We start from the raw sequence: 15,749 nt of genomic DNA, 5'->3' as shown, positions 1-15,749 counted from the left end.
CCCCTCGCGTGCGCCTGCGCGAGTAAACCGGCCACCGCTGACCCACGTCCGCCCGCGCCCTGGAGGGAAACCCGCGGATGTCCCCGCCTCCGCCGCCCCTCGGCCGCGCCCGCAAGCGGGACGCCCAGCTCTTCGACCCGGCCCTGTGCGACGCCGAACTCGTCGACGTCCGATCCCAGTTCACCCAGGGCCGGTGGGCCCGGGCCCGCGCCCTCCTCGTCGGCACCGGTGACGACTGGGACCGCCGCGGCCACCGCGTCGTCGTCCTCGCCCAGACCCCTGCGGCCACCGCCTGGGCCCGCGAGTGGCTGCTGGCCGAACCGGAGAGCGCCGACGCCGCGACCCTCCTCGCCTGCGCCGCCGTTTTCGGCGCCCTGCGCCACAAGGGCACCCCGGCCGCGGCCGAGGAGGCCTGCCGCCGGGCCGCCGCCCTGCACCCGGCGGACCCCACCCCGTGGCTCGGTCTGCTCCTCCTCTCCCGCGCCTTCGGCAGCGAGGAGGAGTTCAGCCGGCACTTCGACCAGGTCCGGGCCCGCCATCGCGAGCACCACCACGCCCATCACCTGATGGTCGCGAAACTGGCCGAACGCGTCCTGGTCTCCGGTCAGGACCCGCTGCACGAGGTCTACGACTTCGCGTCCTGGGCCGCCGAGGAGTCCCCGGCCGACTCCCCGCTCGCCGTCCTCCCCGTCGTCGCGCACGCCGAGCGGTACCGGGTGCTGGCCGCCACCCACGGCCACTCGCCCGAGGCGGCCGCCGCCCACTGGGCCGGCCGCCGCGCCCGCCAGGTGCTGCGCTCCGCCTTCGACTGGTGGCTGGAGTGGGAGCGCGACGACCACCCCCGCAACCGGGTCGACCTCAACTTCCTCGCCCACGCCAAACTCTGCGAGGGCCGCCCCGCCGAGGCCGCGGCCCTCTTCCACCGCATCGGCAGCCATGCCACCCGCGCCCCCTGGTCCTATCCGGACCGGGACCCGCAGAAAGCCTTCCTCGCCGCCCGCGGCGTCGCCCTCGGCACCGCCTGACCGGGCGCCGCCCCGCACCGAAGGCCCCGTAAACCACCTCAAGCGCCCCGTACCTCCCGCAAGCCCCGCACCCCCGCAAGCCCCCGCAAGTCCGCTCCGCCCCCGAGAGAACCGCGCCCCCGAAAGGACGCCGCCATGCCGACGGGCAGATCCTCCACGCTCCAAGACCCTGCCGAGATCAGTACGTACAAGGGCCAGGACCGGGCCCTGCGCGCCGGCCGCCTCGGCACCGCCGGCCTGCTCCTGTCGGTACTCGCCGCCAGCGCGCCCCTGATGGTGGTGGCGGGTGTCATGCCCACGACCTTCGGGGTCATGGGCATCGTCGGCCAGCCGCTGCTCTTCGTCATCCTCGGCGCCGTCCTCGCGCTCTTCAGCGTCGGCTACGCCGAGATGAGCCGCCACGTCCACAACGCCGGCGCCTTCTACGCGTACATCGCCCGCGGCCTCGGCCCCACCGCCGGCGCGGCCGCCTCCCTCGTCGCCCTCGTCGCGTACAGCGCCATGCAGGTCGGCGTCTTCGGCATCCTCGGCTTCGAGATATCCGGCCTCTTCGCCACCTACCTGGACATCGAGCTCGCCTGGTGGATCCCGGCCCTGCTCGCCGTCGCCGCCACCGGGGCGCTCGGCTGGCTCAAGATCGACCTCAACGCCAAGGTCCTCGGGGTCCTCCTCCTCGTCGAGTGCCTCCTCGTCGTCGTCTTCGACATCGCCGCCATCGGCAAGCCGGCCGCCGAAGGCCTCTCGCTCCACGCCTTCAACCCCGAGACCCTCGGTGGAGCCGGCTTCGGCACCGCCCTGTGCTTCTGCATCGCCGCCTTCGTCGGCTTCGAGCAGTCCCCGGTCTACGCCGAGGAGACCAGCAAGCCGCACATCGTCGTCTCGCGCGTGATGTTCCTCGCCGTCGGCTTCGTCGCCCTCTTCTTCGCCGTGAGCGCCTGGGCCCTCACCGTCGCCACCGGCCCCTCCGGGGTGGTCAAGGCCGCGGGCGAGGCCGGCCCCACCCTGCTCTTCCAGCTCACCGAGGCCCGCCTGGGCACCGCCTTCACCGACGTCCTGCACGTCCTCTTCGTGACCGGCATGTTCGCGGCCATGCTCAGCTTCCACAACGTGGTCGCCCGCTACGCCTTCGCCATGGGCCGGGAGGGCCTGCTCCCGGCCACCTTCGGCCGTACCAACCCCGGCACCGGCGCCCCTGCCACCGGCTCCCTGCTCCAGACCGGCATCGCCGCCCTCGTCGTGATCGCCTTCGCCCTCACCGAGGACAAGGCGCCCGCCGACCCCTCCCTCAAGGTGCAGCTGCCCGACCCCACCACCCCCGTCCTGCACCTGTTCACCTGGATGGGCAGCGTCGGCGCCCTCGGCGTGACCCTCCTCATGGCCGCCGCCTCCTTCGCCGTCATCGCCTTCTTCGTCCGCCGCGGCACTGCCGGCGCCCAGGTCTGGCGGCTCGTCGCGGCCGGCACCGCCGGCCTCGCCCTCCTCGCCATCGCCGTCTACACGGTCAAGGACTTCGGCGTCCTGGTCGGCGCCGAGAAGGGCTCCGCGCTCAGCTGGGTGCTGCCCGGCATCATCGGCGCCGCCGTCGTGATCGGGCTGGTCTACGGAGCCGTGCTGCGCCGCAGCCGCCCCGAGGTGCACGCCCGGATCGGCCTGGGCAACGAAGCCTTCCGCCTCGACCAGGCCGCGGAGGGAACCCCCGGCGACTGACCTAGCTTTCCAGCCCCTATGAAGCCCCCGACACCCGTTTCCATGGTCGTCGGGGGCTTCGGCGTGCAGGGGGTGCTTTTGGAGGGGAGCGGAGCCTCATGGTCTCCTGTTGCGACCAAAACACCCGGATCGCAGCACAGGGGACACCACCCGGCTCCCCTGCGCCGCGGTCCGGGCACTGCCTTGTCCCACCATCGAAGGCGAAGTCCTACATGAGCGACCTGAGTGACCGCACCTTGACCGAGGCCCCCGCCCCGGCGCCGACCCGCCATGTCGACGCCGGTGACGAGGGGTACAGCAAGGACCTCAAGTCCCGCCACATCAACATGATCGCGATCGGCGGCGCGATAGGCACCGGCCTGTTCCTCGGCGCCGGCGGCCGCCTGGCCGGCGCGGGCCCCTCGCTCGCGATCGCCTACGCGGTGTGCGGAGTCTTCGCCTTCTTCGTCGTGCGGGCCCTCGGCGAGCTCGTCCTGTACCGCCCGTCCTCCGGAGCCTTCGTCTCGTACGCGCGCGAGTTCATGGGGGAGAAGGGCGCCTACACGGCCGGCTGGCTGTACTTCCTGAACTGGTCCACGACGACCGTCGCCGACATCACGGCCGCCGCGACCTACGCCCACTTCTGGTCGATGTTCACCGACGTCCCCCAGTGGGTCCTCGCCTTCATCGCCCTCGCCATCGTGCTCACCGCCAACCTGATCTCGGTGAAGTACTTCGGCGAGATGGAGTTCTGGTTCTCCCTCGTCAAGGTCGCGGCCCTCGTCGTCTTCCTGATCGTCGGCGTCTGGCTCGTCGCCACCAGTCACGACATCGGCGGCAACACCCCGGGCCTCGCGAACATCACCGACAACGGCGGCCTCTTCCCCTCCGGCGTCCTCCCGATGCTCCTGGTGATCCAGGGCGTGGTCTTCGCGTACGCCTCCGTCGAGCTCTGCGGCGTCGCCGCCGGTGAGACCGAGAACCCCGAGAAGATCATGCCGAAGGCCATCAACTCGATCATGTGGCGCGTGGGCCTCTTCTACGTCGGCTCGGTCGTCCTGCTGGCCCTCCTCCTGCCCTACACGGCGTACAGCTCGGACCAGAGCCCCTTCGTCACCGTCTTCGACAAGCTCGGCGTCCCCGGCGCCGCGGGCGTCATGAACCTCGTCGTCCTGACGGCCGCCCTCTCCAGCCTGAACTCCGGCCTCTACTCCACCGGCCGCATCCTGCGCTCGATGTCCCTGGCGGGCTCCGCCCCCAAGTTCACCGGCGTCATGAACAAGGGCAAGGTCCCCTACGGCGGCGTCCTGTTCACCGCCGCCTTCGGCGTCGCGGGCGTCGGCCTGAACTACTGGATGCCCGGCGAAGCCTTCGAGATCGTCCTCAACCTCGCCTCCATCGGCATCCTCGGTACCTGGGCGATGGTCATGATCTGCTCGCTGTTCTTCTGGCGCCGCGCGCAGAACGGCCTGGTCGAACGCCCCGCCTACCGCCTGCCCTGGGCCCCGTACACCCAGATCGTGACCCTCGGCTTCCTCCTCACGGTCCTGATCCTGATGTGGAGCGACGGCGGAGTCGGCCGCACCACGGTCATGTTCCTCCCGGCCATCGCCGCCGCCCTCGTCGGCGGCTGGTTCCTGGTCCGCGGCCGCGTCGCCGAACTCGCCGCATCCCGCGACTGACCGACTCTTCCCGCAAGGGGCTCCCGCGCCGACTCCCGGCTCGGGAGCCCCTTCGCTTGTCCCATCCGCGCACAGCCGGGTCGGTGACGCTCCGTGCGCCCCTTGACACCCCTTCGCAGTCTGGTGAAGCTGATCCGGCTATGAGTCGATCTCAACTTCCCTCAGGTCAGGACCCGTTCACCGAATCCTCCGCCGCTCGCGCGGTGCTGGAGGCCGTGCGCCTCGCAGGTGCACCACAACCCCACGATCTTGAGCTGCTGAGACTCGGCGAGAACGCCCTCTTCGCGAGTCCGGCCCAGGGCCTCGTGTACCGCGTCGCGCGGTCCGACGGCCTCACCGCCAAGGTGGAGAAGGAGCTCGCCACGGCGCGATGGCTCGTTGCCCAGGGCTTCCCGGGCCTGCCGCCCCGTGACGAGTTTCGCCAGCCCGTGTCCGCCATGGGGCGGCTGGTCACCTTCTGGCAGTATGTGCCCCGCTCTCCGCGGGAGCCGCTCCTCACCGACCTGGCCGTGCTCCTGCGTGACCTGCACGCACTGCCCGCCCCCAATTTTCCGGTGCCGGTGCTCAACCCCTTCCCCCTCATGCTGGACCGTTTGCGAGAGGCCGGCGCGCAGAGCGCCGACCGCACTGACGCGGCGGTCCCCGAGAAGGACCTGGCGTTCCTGGTGGCAGCCTGCGAGGCCAGCGAAGGGGCGTTCACGAACCTCGTCACCGCAGACCCTGCCGTCGGACTCGTGCACGGAGACGCCCACCGGGGCAACCTCCTGCGCCACGGCGACCGCGTGCTCCTCATCGACTACGAGGCCGTAGCGCTCGGCCCGCGCACCTGGGACCTGCTGCCCACGGCCACCGCAGCAGACCGCTTCGGTCTCGCGCCTGCCGAGTACAAGGAATTCTGTGCCGTGTACGGGGCGGACGTCACCCGGCAGCACGGCTACCGCATCCTGCGCACCGTGCGCGAGCTCGGCATGACGACCTGGCTGATGCAGAACGTCCCGCACTCGCCGGCAGCGGCCCACGAGTTCGCCATCCGCATGGACTCGCTGCGGAAGGGGGACCATGCCGCCCGGTGGCACGCCCTCTGACGACCGCGCCGCATCCGCTCTGCCCGGAGGGGCCGCCGCACCATTCGATCCCTACATCTCACGTCTCGGTACCCGCCTGACCACGGTGTACGCCACTTCATGGACCTACGCCCCCGACACCGCGAACGGCGGCGACGACGAGGCTGCCTCCCTGAGCCCGTCCGCCCAGCTGAACCTGGGACGGCTTGCGAGCGCCTACGACCGGCACGCCGACGAGCTCCCGCGCATCCTGCACCGCGAGGGCCTGGACACGTCCCTCTTCACAGCCCGCCGGTGGAGCGCCGCCGGAGAGCCGCCACCGACCGTGGCAACCCTCTGGCAGTTCACGGCGCCGTCCGGGCAGATCCTCCTGGCGCTGACACTCGACCTCGCCGCACCGCTGCTCCAGTGCATCCCGCTGCTGGAGGACCTCTACTACGCCGACATCACCTTCGGTGGTGCGGGGGTGGAGGAACTGGCCGCCTCCAGAATCGGTACCGCGCCCTCCGGGTTGCTGCCCGAGCGGCACCAGCTCGTCTTCCGCGCCTCGCCCACCGCTGCCGACGTGCCCTCCCCGGATGACGCGCAGCGGATCATCTATCGGGCCGACCTGCCCACGCGTCCCGGGCTCGACGCGCTGTGCACACCGGACGAACTCAACCGCCGCCCGACCACATCCGGCGTCCTCGGTCCCTACGTGAGCCTGTTGACCGGCCATCAGGACTACGTGGAGAACGCCGCGTTCCTCTCAGCCGTCCAAGCCGTCGCCTCGGCCGCCCGACTGCGGGAGATCCGGGTGCTGGCCGAATCGTACGCACGCCGATTCCGGGCCCGTACGGACGGAAACACCCGACCGCACGAACGGCGCACCCTCCTCGAACGCATCACGATGGCGCAGGGCCACCTGGAGCTGGAGCTCGGATACAGCGTCGAGGTCCCCGCGGACCTGGCAACCCTGATTCCGTCCCTGAGGCCGACCTCCTACCACGCGGCACTGTACGAGGCCATGGGCCTCACCGACCGCGCAGCCGCAGTCAGCCAGACACTCCAGCGCCTCGGCAACGCCACCGCCGCCGAGCTGACGTCGGTCGAGTCCGCCGAGCTCAGGGCGGCGGACCGGCGCCGGGTGCGGACCGTCGTCGCCGTCACCTTCGTCACGACCGTGACGGCGACTCTGGGCCTGCTCTTCGCCTTCTTCGGCATCAACGCCGCCGAGGTCGACGAGCGGCGCTCCATGTTCGACCTCGCCTACGCCCCGGTGTACGCCCTCATAGCCGTCGTCCTTGTCTTCGGCTTCCTGCTGTACGCCGCCCTTCAGGCCTTCGACAGGGCCGCCCTGCGCCGCAGCCACTCGGTGCAGGCCCCGACCTGGCACGGCACGCACCGACTGCTCGCGAGCGAGCTCGGTACGGCCCTCCTGGACGGCCGCCCGCCCCGAGTCCCGGAGCCGCGCAACCAGCCGACCATCGAACGGGCGGACGCCGCCCCGCCGACCCAGCCTCCCGGCCGGCGAGGACCGTGACCTCTGTCGTGCCCGTCAGGACAGGCGGGCGGACGGGGCGCGGCTCAGGGCCAGCAGGCTCAGGGCGAACATCAGGACGCCGAGCGGGACGTGGACCGACGCGACGCGGGCGATGCCCAGGAGCACCTGCACCGAGGCCAGGACGAGGAAGCCCGACGCGTACAGGATCGGCCGGGGCGATCCGCCGCCCGGGCGCCAGGCCAGGACCGCGGCGAGCACGTACAGCATCGACGCCCCGTACATCACGCGCGCTCCGATGCCGTGCAGGAGCTCGCCGTGGGACGAGGACAGCAGCAGCCCGGCCGTGACCGCCTGGAAGAAGAGGGCCAAGGTCTGCGCACCGACCGCGATCTGCACGAACGTGGCGGTGCGCGGCTTCTCCGTCGTCAGTGTGGCCATGATTGCGGCCCCCTCTTCTGCCTCAAGGCGTAGATCGATAAGGTCTCGGTAGTTCGACGACGTGGCCCCGCCGAATGTGAGGCGGGCCGGGGGGAGCGGTCGTGAGCACGAGTACGTCGTCCACCCCGGGGGGTGGCCGGCCCGGGGCGGACCCGGGCGTGATCGTCGGCGAGCGCGGACGCCTCACCAACCTCACCTACCGGCTGCTGGGCTCGCTGGCCGAGGCCGAGGACGCCGTACAGGAGACCTACGCGCGCTGGTACGCGATGCCGACTCACCGGCAGGAGGCCATCGAGTCGCCCGGTGCCTGGCTGACGACGGTGGCCGGCCGCATCTGCCTGGACCTGCTCGGCTCGGCGCGGGCCCGGCGCGAGCGCTACGTCGGCGAATGGGTCCCCGAGCCGCTGCCCGACCGCGCCGAGTGGACCGGCGGGCCGGCCGACCCCGCCGACCCCGCCGACCGGGTCACCCTGGACGAGTCGGTGAACATGGCCTTCCTCGTCGTCCTGGAGTCGATGACACCGGCCGAGCGCGTCGCGTTCGTCCTGCACGACGTCTTCCGCTACCCCTTCGCCGAGATCGCCGGCATCATCGGCCGGACCCCGGCGGCCTGCCGGCAGCTGGCGACCTCGGCCCGCCGGCGCGTGCGCGCCGCACGGGTCCCGACGGCTCCGACCGCCGGACAAGCCGGTCTCGTAAGAGAGTTCAAGGAGGCGTGGGAGGCCAGGGACATCAAGGCCCTCGTCGGCCTGCTCGCCCCCGACGCCGCGATGATCGCCGACGGCGGCGGACTCGTCGGCGCCGCCCTGCGCCCGGTCGAGGGCGCCGAGCGCATCGCCGAGTACCTGATCACCATCGCCGACAGGGCCCCTGGACTGACGCTCCTGGAGCGCTCGGTCAACGGTCGGCCCGGCCTGGTCGCCCAGCACACCGGGGCCACCGTGACGGTGGCGGCGTTCGAGCTCACCGACGGGCGCGTCACCCGTATCTGGGCGGTCCGCAACCCGGAGAAGCTCCGGCCGTGGGCGCAGACCGGACCGCGCTGATCCTGCGCCCGGCCCCGCGCCCCCACCCGTGCCCACCCGCACCACACGACGAAAGAGCCGGTCGGAACGACGTGAAGTCGTTCCGACCGGCTCTTTTTAGGTCCTTGGACCATGGTGTCCGAGGGGGGACTTGAACCCCCACGCCCGATAAAGGGCACTAGCACCTCAAGCTAGCGCGTCTGCCATTCCGCCACCCGGACAAGGTGTCTGTCTCGCGTCCCTCGCGGGCCGTTCCGACGTGGAAAACATTACCAAACATTCCGGGGTCCTCGATCACACCCCCCGACGGCCGGGGATCGCCCTTGGGGAGAGCGGTCATGAGCGGGAGGATGGGGACGTTCGGTACTGATCAGTGGGAGGAAGCAGCGTGAGCGAGTCGAGCGCGGGCAGGACCGTTTCCGGCGAGGACGAGGTAGTCGACCTCTGCCGGGACCTCATCCGGATCGACACCAGCAACTACGGAGACCACTCGGGCCCCGGGGAGCGCAAGGCGGCGGAATGGGTCGCCGAGAAGCTCGCCGAGGTCGGGCTGGAGCCGCAGATCTTCGAATCGCACAAGGGACGCGCCTCGACCGTGGCGCGCATCGAGGGGGAGGACCCCTCGCGGCCGGCGCTGCTGATCCACGGGCACACCGACGTGGTTCCGGCCAACGCCGCCGACTGGACGTACGACCCCTTCGCGGGTGAGATCGCCGACGGCTGCGTCTGGGGCCGCGGCGCCGTCGACATGAAGGACATGGACGCGATGACGCTGGCCGTCGTCCGCGACCGGATGCGCAGCGGCCGCAAGCCCCCGCGGGACATCGTGCTGGCCTTCCTCGCAGACGAGGAGGCGGGCGGCACCTACGGGGCCCGGCACCTCGTCGACAAGCACCCGGGCCTGTTCGAGGGCGTCACCGAGGCGATCGGCGAGGTCGGGGGCTTCTCCTTCACGGTGAACGAGAACCTGCGGCTCTACCTCGTGGAGACCGCCCAGAAGGGCATGCACTGGATGCGGCTCACGGTGGAGGGCACCGCGGGCCACGGCTCCATGACCAACAACGACAACGCCATCACGGAACTGTGCGAGGCCGTGGGGCGGCTCGGCCGCCACCAGTGGCCGGTGCGCGTGACCAAGACCGTGCGGCACTTCCTGGACGAGCTCTCGGACGCGCTCGGGACCCCCCTGGACCCGGACAACATGGACGCCACGCTCGCCAAGCTCGGCGGCATCGCCAAAATGGTCGGGGCGACGCTGCGGAACTCGGCCGCTCCGACCATGCTCGGTGCCGGCTACAAGGTCAACGTCATCCCCGGCCAGGCCACGGCGCACGTCGACGGCCGCTTCCTGCCGGGCTACGAGGACGAGTTCTTCGCCGACCTGGACCGCATCCTCGGCCCGCGCGTGAAGCGGGAGGACGTGCACGGGGACAAGGCGCTGGAGACGGACTTCGACGGCCGGCTGGTGGACGCCATGCAGGGTGCCCTGAAGGCCGAGGACCCGATCGCGCGCGCGGTCCCGTACATGCTCTCGGGCGGTACGGACGCCAAGTCCTTCGACGACCTCGGGATCCGCTGCTTCGGCTTCGCGCCGCTGCAGCTTCCGCCGGAGCTGGACTTCGCCGGGATGTTCCACGGCGTGGACGAGCGGGTGCCGGTCGACGGACTGAAGTTCGGCGTGCGCGTGCTCGACCGGTTCATCGACAACGCCTGAGAATCGGGAAGGTGTGCGCATTCCACTGAGAAGAGTGAATGCACTCATACGCTCGTAGCCCCGGTGATCCCTCCTCGTTACAGGTGTTGCGGTCCGCGGCTGGGACCGCATTGCCTACTAGGAGGAACAATGATCAAGAAGGTTGTCGCCGCTGCGGCTGCCACCGGTGGCCTGGTTCTCGCGGGTGCGGGCCTTGCCCACGCCGATGCGGGTGCGCAGGGTGCGGCCATCGGTTCGCCCGGTGTCCTGTCCGGCAACGTGCTGCAGGTGCCCGTCCACGTTCCCGTGAACGTCTGCGGCAACACGGTCTCCGTCATCGGCCTGCTGAACCCGGCCTTCGGCAACACCTGCGTCAACGCCTGACGCGTTTGAAGTCTTGGGCCCCGGAGCGCATCCCAGCGCTCCGGGGCCACCGGGCTTTCAGGCCCGGATTTCTCTCACTTCTCGGCGTACCAGGCGGGGGAGCCCGGACGGCCGGGCCATCGAACGATGGCCGAAACGTACACACCAGGGGACGAGTACAGATGCGACGACCGGCACAGGTCACCAGGAAGACCCTGATCACCATGGCTGCTGCGGGGGGTGTTCTCGCCCTGGGCGGGGGCTACGCACACGCGGACTCCGGCGCCGCGGGGCACGCCGCGAACTCTCCGGGCCTGCTGTCCGGGAACAACCTGCAGGCACCCGTGGACGCACCGGTGAACGCCTGCGGGAACACGGTCACGGTGGTGGGCGGCCTCAACCCGGCCTTCGGGAACAGCTGCGCCAACGGATCGGGCCACACCAAGCCGAAGCCGCCGAAGCCGAACCACCCGGGTCACCCCGGCCACCCCGGCCACCCGGGTCACCCCGGAGGCGGCGACGAACCGTGCGACGACCACCCGGGCAACCCCGGTAACCCCGGTAACCCCGGTAACCCCGGTAACCCGGGCAACCCTGGGAACCCCGGTAACCCGGGCAACCCCGGTAACCCTGGCAACCCGGGCAACCCCGGTAACCCTGGCAACCCCGGGAACCCGGGCAACCCCGGTAACCCTGGCAACCCCGGGAACCCGGGCAACCCCGGGAACCCGGGTAACCCCGGCACGCCCACCACCCCCGGTACCGGTTCCGTCACTCCGGTCACGCACCCCGGGCCGGGCACCGGGAGCAACAACCCCGGTCAGGCGGGCGGGCTCGCCGCCACCGGGTCCGGTGACGTCCTCACCGCCGGGCTCCCGCTCGCGGGCGGCCTGCTGCTCGCCGGCACCGTGCTCTACCGGCGTGCCCGCAAGGCCGCCTGACGGATCTTCACGGCGCGGGCCCCGCCCCCGGGGCCCGCGTCACCAGGTCGCGCGGACCTGGCGGATGATCCGGCGGCGAAGTCGCACACGGCGACTGCCGTCCCGGTACAGGCTCAGGCGGTCGAGTTCCCAGTTCCCGTACTCGGCATGGTCGGTCAACAGGCGGGTCGCCTCGCTGCGAGGGACACCGCGGGGCACGTACACGTCGACAAATTCGTATTCCGGCATCGCATCTATTGTGCGGGCAGAGGCCTGCTACGGATAGCGTCTGCTCTATGTCTGATGCCGCTCTTCCCACTGTTGCCGAGGTACGCGCCGCCGCCGAGGCGGTCAAGGCCGCGCTCGACCGTCACCTCGCCGCGGTCGAGCGCAGGATCGGGGACGAGGACCCCGACGTCTACGCCGCGTTCAACGAACTCGCCGCCGCGGCCGAGGTGTACGACGAACTCCTCTACGACCGCTACGACGAGGTCACCCCTTTCGAGATCCCCACGCCCGAGGACGGCGTGCCGTACACCGGCCCGGCCGAGCCCGCCGCCTTCAGCGTGCTCATCCGCCGTGACTACGCCGTCGTCGAACCGGCCCGGCTGGTCGCCCAGGCCGAGCGCGTCGCCGCGCACGACCGGGACGCCGAATTCGTCAACGACGGCGGCAGCGCCGAGGCGCTGGGCGTGCTCTTCGGGGAGTACGAGCCCGACGAGATCGCGTCCCGCTACAAGGACTTCGGGCTGGAGGAGGGCGACTCCACCCTCTGGATCGCCGCCTCGGAGGAGGTGGCGGAACCGGGCGAGTGGCTGGGCTCGCCCTTCGGGCACATCGATCCGCAGGACGTGCTGCACCGGTTCGACGTCAGCTCCGTCTTCGACGAGGAGCCCGACGACTTCGACGAGGACGAGGAGGAGGCCGCGGCCCCCGGCCTGACCCCGGCCTGACCCCGGCCTGACCCCGGCCTGATCAGGGCCGCCCCCGGCCCGACCTCGGCCCGATCCCGTGGCCCCCGCCCTGCAGGGCGGGGGCCACGGCCGGCTCACTCCGGTTGCGCGCCCGCCGTCGCCAGGGCCGTCAGCAGGCCCGTCAGCCGGGTCGTACGCGGCTTCGCCGGTACCTCGGCCACCGCGCGCGGCAGGGCCTGGTCGACGCCGTGCACCACGGACAGGTGCCGCTCGCCCCGCCCGAACGCCGTGTAGACCCAGTCCCGCGACAGCGCCTGGGCCGCGTCACCCGGCAGTACGACGACCACCGCCGGCCAGCGGGCCCCCACGGCCTGGTGCGCCGTCACGGCCCAGCCGTGCCGCACCTGGGACTCGACCAGCTCCTTCGGTACGACGATCCGCGCGCCCGCGCGGTCCAGGTGCAGGCCCTCGGCGTCGGCCGACACCACCCGGGCCGGCAGGGCCCGCCCTGCGGACGGCACGTGGACGACCCGGTCACCGGGGTCGAAGCCGCCGAACCGGCCCGGGCCGGGGTTCAGCCGCTCCTTCAGGGCGGCGTTCAGCGCGCGGGTTCCCGCAGCGCCACCGTGGCCCGGGGTGATCACCTGCACGCCGTCCGCCGGGATCCCGAAGGCCCGGGGCACCGACTCGGCCACCAGCTGCACGGTCCGGTGCACCGCCTCTCCGGCGTCCTGCACCGGAACGATGACGACCTCCTTGCCGGGCGCCTCGACCTGGTTCAGCTCCCCGATCCCGACCCCGGAGACGAGCTCGCCGATCGGGCCCGGGTCGGGGGTGCGGGAGACCAGCTGCGGGCAGGTGCGGGCCGCCAGCACATCGGCGAACACCCGCCCGGCCCCGGCGGATCCGAGGACGCCGGGATCCCCGGAGAGCACCAGCCGGGCCCCGTCCGGTACGGACTCCACCAGCGCGGCCGCGGTCTCCACGTCCAGCTGCGGCGCGTCCAGCACCACCAGCAGGTCCAGCGCGAACTGCCCGTCCGCGTCCCGCCCGGGACCCTCGGCCCCGGACAGCAGCTCCGCCACGGTCACCGCGTCCGGGGCGCCCGGTGCGTGCGCGGCCAGGCAGACGCGCAGGCCCAGCTCCCGGGCCGCCGCTGCCAGGGCGAACGGCTCGGCGCGGGCGGCCTCGCCGCCGGTGTGGGTGACCAGGCCGTGGTCCGCGACCGCGCGGATCAGCTCGGCGGCCGAGGGGCTCGGAGCGGCCCCGGCGGACTGCTCCCAGTGCGCCCCGTCGTCGAAGGTGCCGGCGGCCAGCCGGGCCAGGCCGTCGGCCAGGCTCTCCTCGGCCATGGCGGCGCCCTCCAGGCCCACCAGCACCCGTACCGGCTGCTCCGCGTCCTCCGTGCCCTCGGCGACCGGAGGCCCCAGGGGCTCGTGGAAGACGAGCACCGAGCCCTCGGCGACGGCCTGTTCCAGTGCTGCGGCGGGATCCGGTACGCCGTACTGGGCCAGCGCCTTCTCCAGCACCGGAGCCTCCAGCGCGGTGTGCCCCTTCAGCCCGGCCCGGTCCAGCAGCCAGCCCACCAGGACGGTGGTGCGGCGCTCGTCCCCGGGACCGGCCTCCGGGCCCAGCAGGGCCCGCGCGAAGCCGTCGGCCTGGGTCGGCCGCACGGCCGGGACCGACAGCAGCCGCCAGGGGTTCTCGGCGAGCTGTCCGGCGGCGTCCTCACCCAGGGCCGCCGCGGCGGGCCCGGCCAGGGACTCGGGGGCGCCACCGCGGGCCAGCACGGCCCGTACGCCCTCGACGGCGTCGGCGGAGGGCGCGGCCGCTGCTGCCGGGGTGGCGGGGCGCGGTGCCGGGGGCGCGGCGGGCGCGGGTGTGGGTGCGGCCGCCCTGCGGGGCGCGGCCGGAGCCTCGTCGAAGTACACGGCGGAGGGCTTCGCACCGCTCTCCACGGCCCGTACGGCGGCCAGCAGGTCGGCGGCCGTCCCGCTGAGCTTCGCCCCGGCCTCGACGGGCGCCTCCCGCTCGGCCTTGCGCCGGGCGATCCGCTCCCGTTCGACGCGCTGCGCGGCCAACTCGGCCTGGGCCTCGGAGACTGCGGGCGCCGCCGTGGCCTCGGCGGCCGGCTCGGCACGTTCCGCGGCGTCAGCGTCCGCGACCTCGGCCCCGGCCCCGGCCCCGGCCCCGGCCTCGGTCCCTCCGGGGCTCTCCCCCTCCCCGCCCCTTCCCGAAACCGGAGGCTCCGCCCCCGGCTCCCCGTCCCCGCCTTCGTCAGCGGGATCCGCGCCCGCTCGGCCCGTCTCGGGCTCGGGGTCGGGCTCGTGCGCGCCTTCGGCCGCTGCGGACGGCTCGGCCTCCGGGGCGGCCGGGTCCTCCGCGGCAGCGGTATCGGCCTGAGGGTCCGTACTCACAGCGTGCTCCAGTTCTGATCGGGGTAGCGGTGCACCGGAGCCGAAACATCGTCCAGCGCCCGGCAGATCTCCTCCGGAAGACTAAGGGCCTCCACCGACAGCGCCGCCGCGAGCTGTGCGGACGTCCGCGCGCCGACGATCGGCGCCACCACCCCCGGCCGGTCCCGGATCCACGCCAGGGCCACCTGGACCGGGGTCACGGCCAGCCCCTGGGCCGCAGTCACCACCGCGTCCACGATCCGACCGGCGGCCTCGTCGAGGTACGGATCCACGAGCGCGGCCAGCGCTTCCGAGGCACCGCGGGAGTCGGCCGGGGTGCCGTCCCGGTACTTGCCCGTCAGCACCCCGCGCCCCAGCGGCGAAGAGGGCAGCAGGCCGATCCCGAGGTCCAGTGCCGCCGGCAGCACCTCACGTTCCACCCCGCGTTGGAGCAGCGAGTACTCCATCTGCGTCGAGGCGATGCGGGTGCGCACCCCGGGGGCCGCGAGCTGCCAGGTCGCCGCCTTCGCGAGCTGCCAGCCGCAGAAGCCCGCCAGCCCCGCGTACCGGGCCCGGCCGCTGCTCACCGCCAGGTCGAGCGCCTGCAGGGTCTCCTCCAGCGGGGTCGCCGGGTCGAAGGCGTGCACCTGCCACAGGTCGACGTAGTCGGTGCCCAGCCGGTCCAGCGAGGCGTCCAGGGCCGCGAGCAGGTGCCCGCGCGAGCCGTCGAACCGCCGGTCGGGGTCCGGCACGCTGCCCGCCTTGGTCGCGATCACCAGGTCCCGGCGCGGCACGAGTCCGCCGACGAGCCGTCCGAGGAGGTACTCCGCCTCCCCGCCGGCGTACACGTCGGCGGTGTCGACGAGGGTGCCGCCCGCCTCCCAGAAGGTCTTCACCTGCTCGGCGGCGGCTTCCTCGCCGGTGTCGTGGCCCCAGGTGAGGGTGCCGAGGCCGATCCGGGAGACGCGCAGTCCGGTGCGGCCGAGATGCCTCTGCTCCATGAGCGCTGAGACTACTGGGGCGCTGACGCGGAGGACCCTGGCGCGCTACAGTCCCCGCA

14 protein-coding genes and 1 tRNA gene are annotated in these 15,749 nt (G+C 72.6%); 10 read left to right on the top strand and 5 right to left on the bottom strand.

The window, feature by feature from the left end:
* The first annotated feature begins 77 nt into the window (after positions 1–77).
* From IE257_RS33850 to IE257_RS33830, 5 genes are all read left to right on the top strand, one after another.
* The gene (locus IE257_RS33850) at positions 78–1,025 is read left to right on the top strand and encodes a hypothetical protein (RefSeq protein ID WP_189973669.1); all 948 of its coding nucleotides are present in this window, start codon (positions 78–80) and stop codon (positions 1,023–1,025) included.
* Positions 1,026–1,160: 135 nt separating this feature from the next.
* Positions 1,161–2,732, top strand: coding sequence for an APC family permease (locus IE257_RS33845; RefSeq protein WP_189973668.1), 1,572 nt, complete (start codon positions 1,161–1,163; stop codon positions 2,730–2,732).
* A gap of 221 nt (positions 2,733–2,953) precedes the next feature.
* A complete protein-coding gene (locus IE257_RS33840) occupies positions 2,954–4,393 on the top strand; it encodes an amino acid permease (RefSeq protein ID WP_189973762.1) in 1,440 nt (479 codons plus the stop codon).
* A gap of 140 nt (positions 4,394–4,533) precedes the next feature.
* Entirely contained in the window at positions 4,534–5,478 is a 945-nt protein-coding gene (locus IE257_RS33835) for an aminoglycoside phosphotransferase family protein (protein WP_189973667.1), read from the top strand.
* Positions 5,479–5,563: 85 nt separating this feature from the next.
* Positions 5,564–6,979, top strand: a complete 1,416-nt coding sequence (locus IE257_RS33830) for a hypothetical protein (RefSeq protein WP_229920823.1) — start codon at positions 5,564–5,566, stop codon at positions 6,977–6,979.
* A gap of 15 nt (positions 6,980–6,994) precedes the next feature.
* Here the strand turns inward: IE257_RS33830 and IE257_RS33825 are convergent, their stop codons facing one another.
* Positions 6,995–7,378, bottom strand: a complete 384-nt coding sequence (locus IE257_RS33825) for a hypothetical protein (protein ID WP_189973666.1) — start codon at positions 7,376–7,378, stop codon at positions 6,995–6,997.
* A gap of 101 nt (positions 7,379–7,479) precedes the next feature.
* On the opposite strand from IE257_RS33825, the gene sigJ reads away from it, so the two are divergent.
* Positions 7,480–8,424, top strand: a complete 945-nt coding sequence (sigJ, locus tag IE257_RS33820; protein WP_229920822.1) for an RNA polymerase sigma factor SigJ — start codon at positions 7,480–7,482, stop codon at positions 8,422–8,424.
* Between the two features lie 112 nt (positions 8,425–8,536).
* Here the strand turns inward: sigJ and IE257_RS33815 are convergent.
* Positions 8,537–8,624, bottom strand: a tRNA-Leu gene (locus IE257_RS33815).
* Between the two features lie 167 nt (positions 8,625–8,791).
* Here IE257_RS33815 and IE257_RS33810 point away from each other — a divergent pair.
* The 3 genes from IE257_RS33810 (at position 8,792) to IE257_RS39245 (ending at position 11,400) form a co-directional block, all read left to right on the top strand.
* Positions 8,792–10,117, top strand: a complete 1,326-nt coding sequence (locus IE257_RS33810) for a M20/M25/M40 family metallo-hydrolase (RefSeq protein ID WP_189973665.1) — start codon at positions 8,792–8,794, stop codon at positions 10,115–10,117.
* Between the two features lie 129 nt (positions 10,118–10,246).
* The gene (gene chpH, locus IE257_RS33805) at positions 10,247–10,480 is read left to right on the top strand and encodes a chaplin ChpH (protein WP_033223906.1); all 234 of its coding nucleotides are present in this window, start codon (positions 10,247–10,249) and stop codon (positions 10,478–10,480) included.
* 161 nt (positions 10,481–10,641) lie between these two features.
* Positions 10,642–11,400, top strand: a complete 759-nt coding sequence (locus tag IE257_RS39245; protein WP_229920821.1) for a chaplin — start codon at positions 10,642–10,644, stop codon at positions 11,398–11,400.
* 39 nt (positions 11,401–11,439) lie between these two features.
* On the opposite strand, the gene IE257_RS33795 is transcribed toward IE257_RS39245, so the two are convergent.
* Positions 11,440–11,628, bottom strand: a complete 189-nt coding sequence (locus IE257_RS33795; protein ID WP_030388705.1) for a DUF5703 family protein — start codon at positions 11,626–11,628, stop codon at positions 11,440–11,442.
* Positions 11,629–11,675: 47 nt separating this feature from the next.
* Between IE257_RS33795 and IE257_RS33790 the strand changes: the two genes are divergently transcribed.
* Positions 11,676–12,332 (top strand): hypothetical protein, encoded by a 657-nt coding sequence (locus IE257_RS33790; protein WP_189973664.1) that lies wholly within the window; start codon positions 11,676–11,678, stop codon positions 12,330–12,332.
* Positions 12,333–12,427: 95 nt separating this feature from the next.
* Here the strand turns inward: IE257_RS33790 and IE257_RS33785 are convergent, their stop codons facing one another.
* Positions 12,428–14,710: an ATP-dependent DNA helicase gene (locus IE257_RS33785; protein ID WP_189973663.1), complete on the bottom strand. Its 2,283-nt coding sequence runs from the start codon at positions 14,708–14,710 to the stop codon at positions 12,428–12,430.
* Positions 14,707–15,690, bottom strand: coding sequence for an aldo/keto reductase (locus IE257_RS33780; protein WP_189973662.1), 984 nt, complete (start codon positions 15,688–15,690; stop codon positions 14,707–14,709). Before IE257_RS33780 ends, IE257_RS33785 begins: the two co-directional genes overlap by 4 nt.
* Between the last annotated feature and the right edge of the window lie 59 nt (positions 15,691–15,749).

Source organism: Streptomyces avidinii, from assembly GCF_014650695.1.
GTDB classification, from domain to species: domain Bacteria; phylum Actinomycetota; class Actinomycetes; order Streptomycetales; family Streptomycetaceae; genus Streptomyces; species Streptomyces avidinii.
This window is presented reverse-complemented; position numbering and strand designations above follow the sequence as displayed.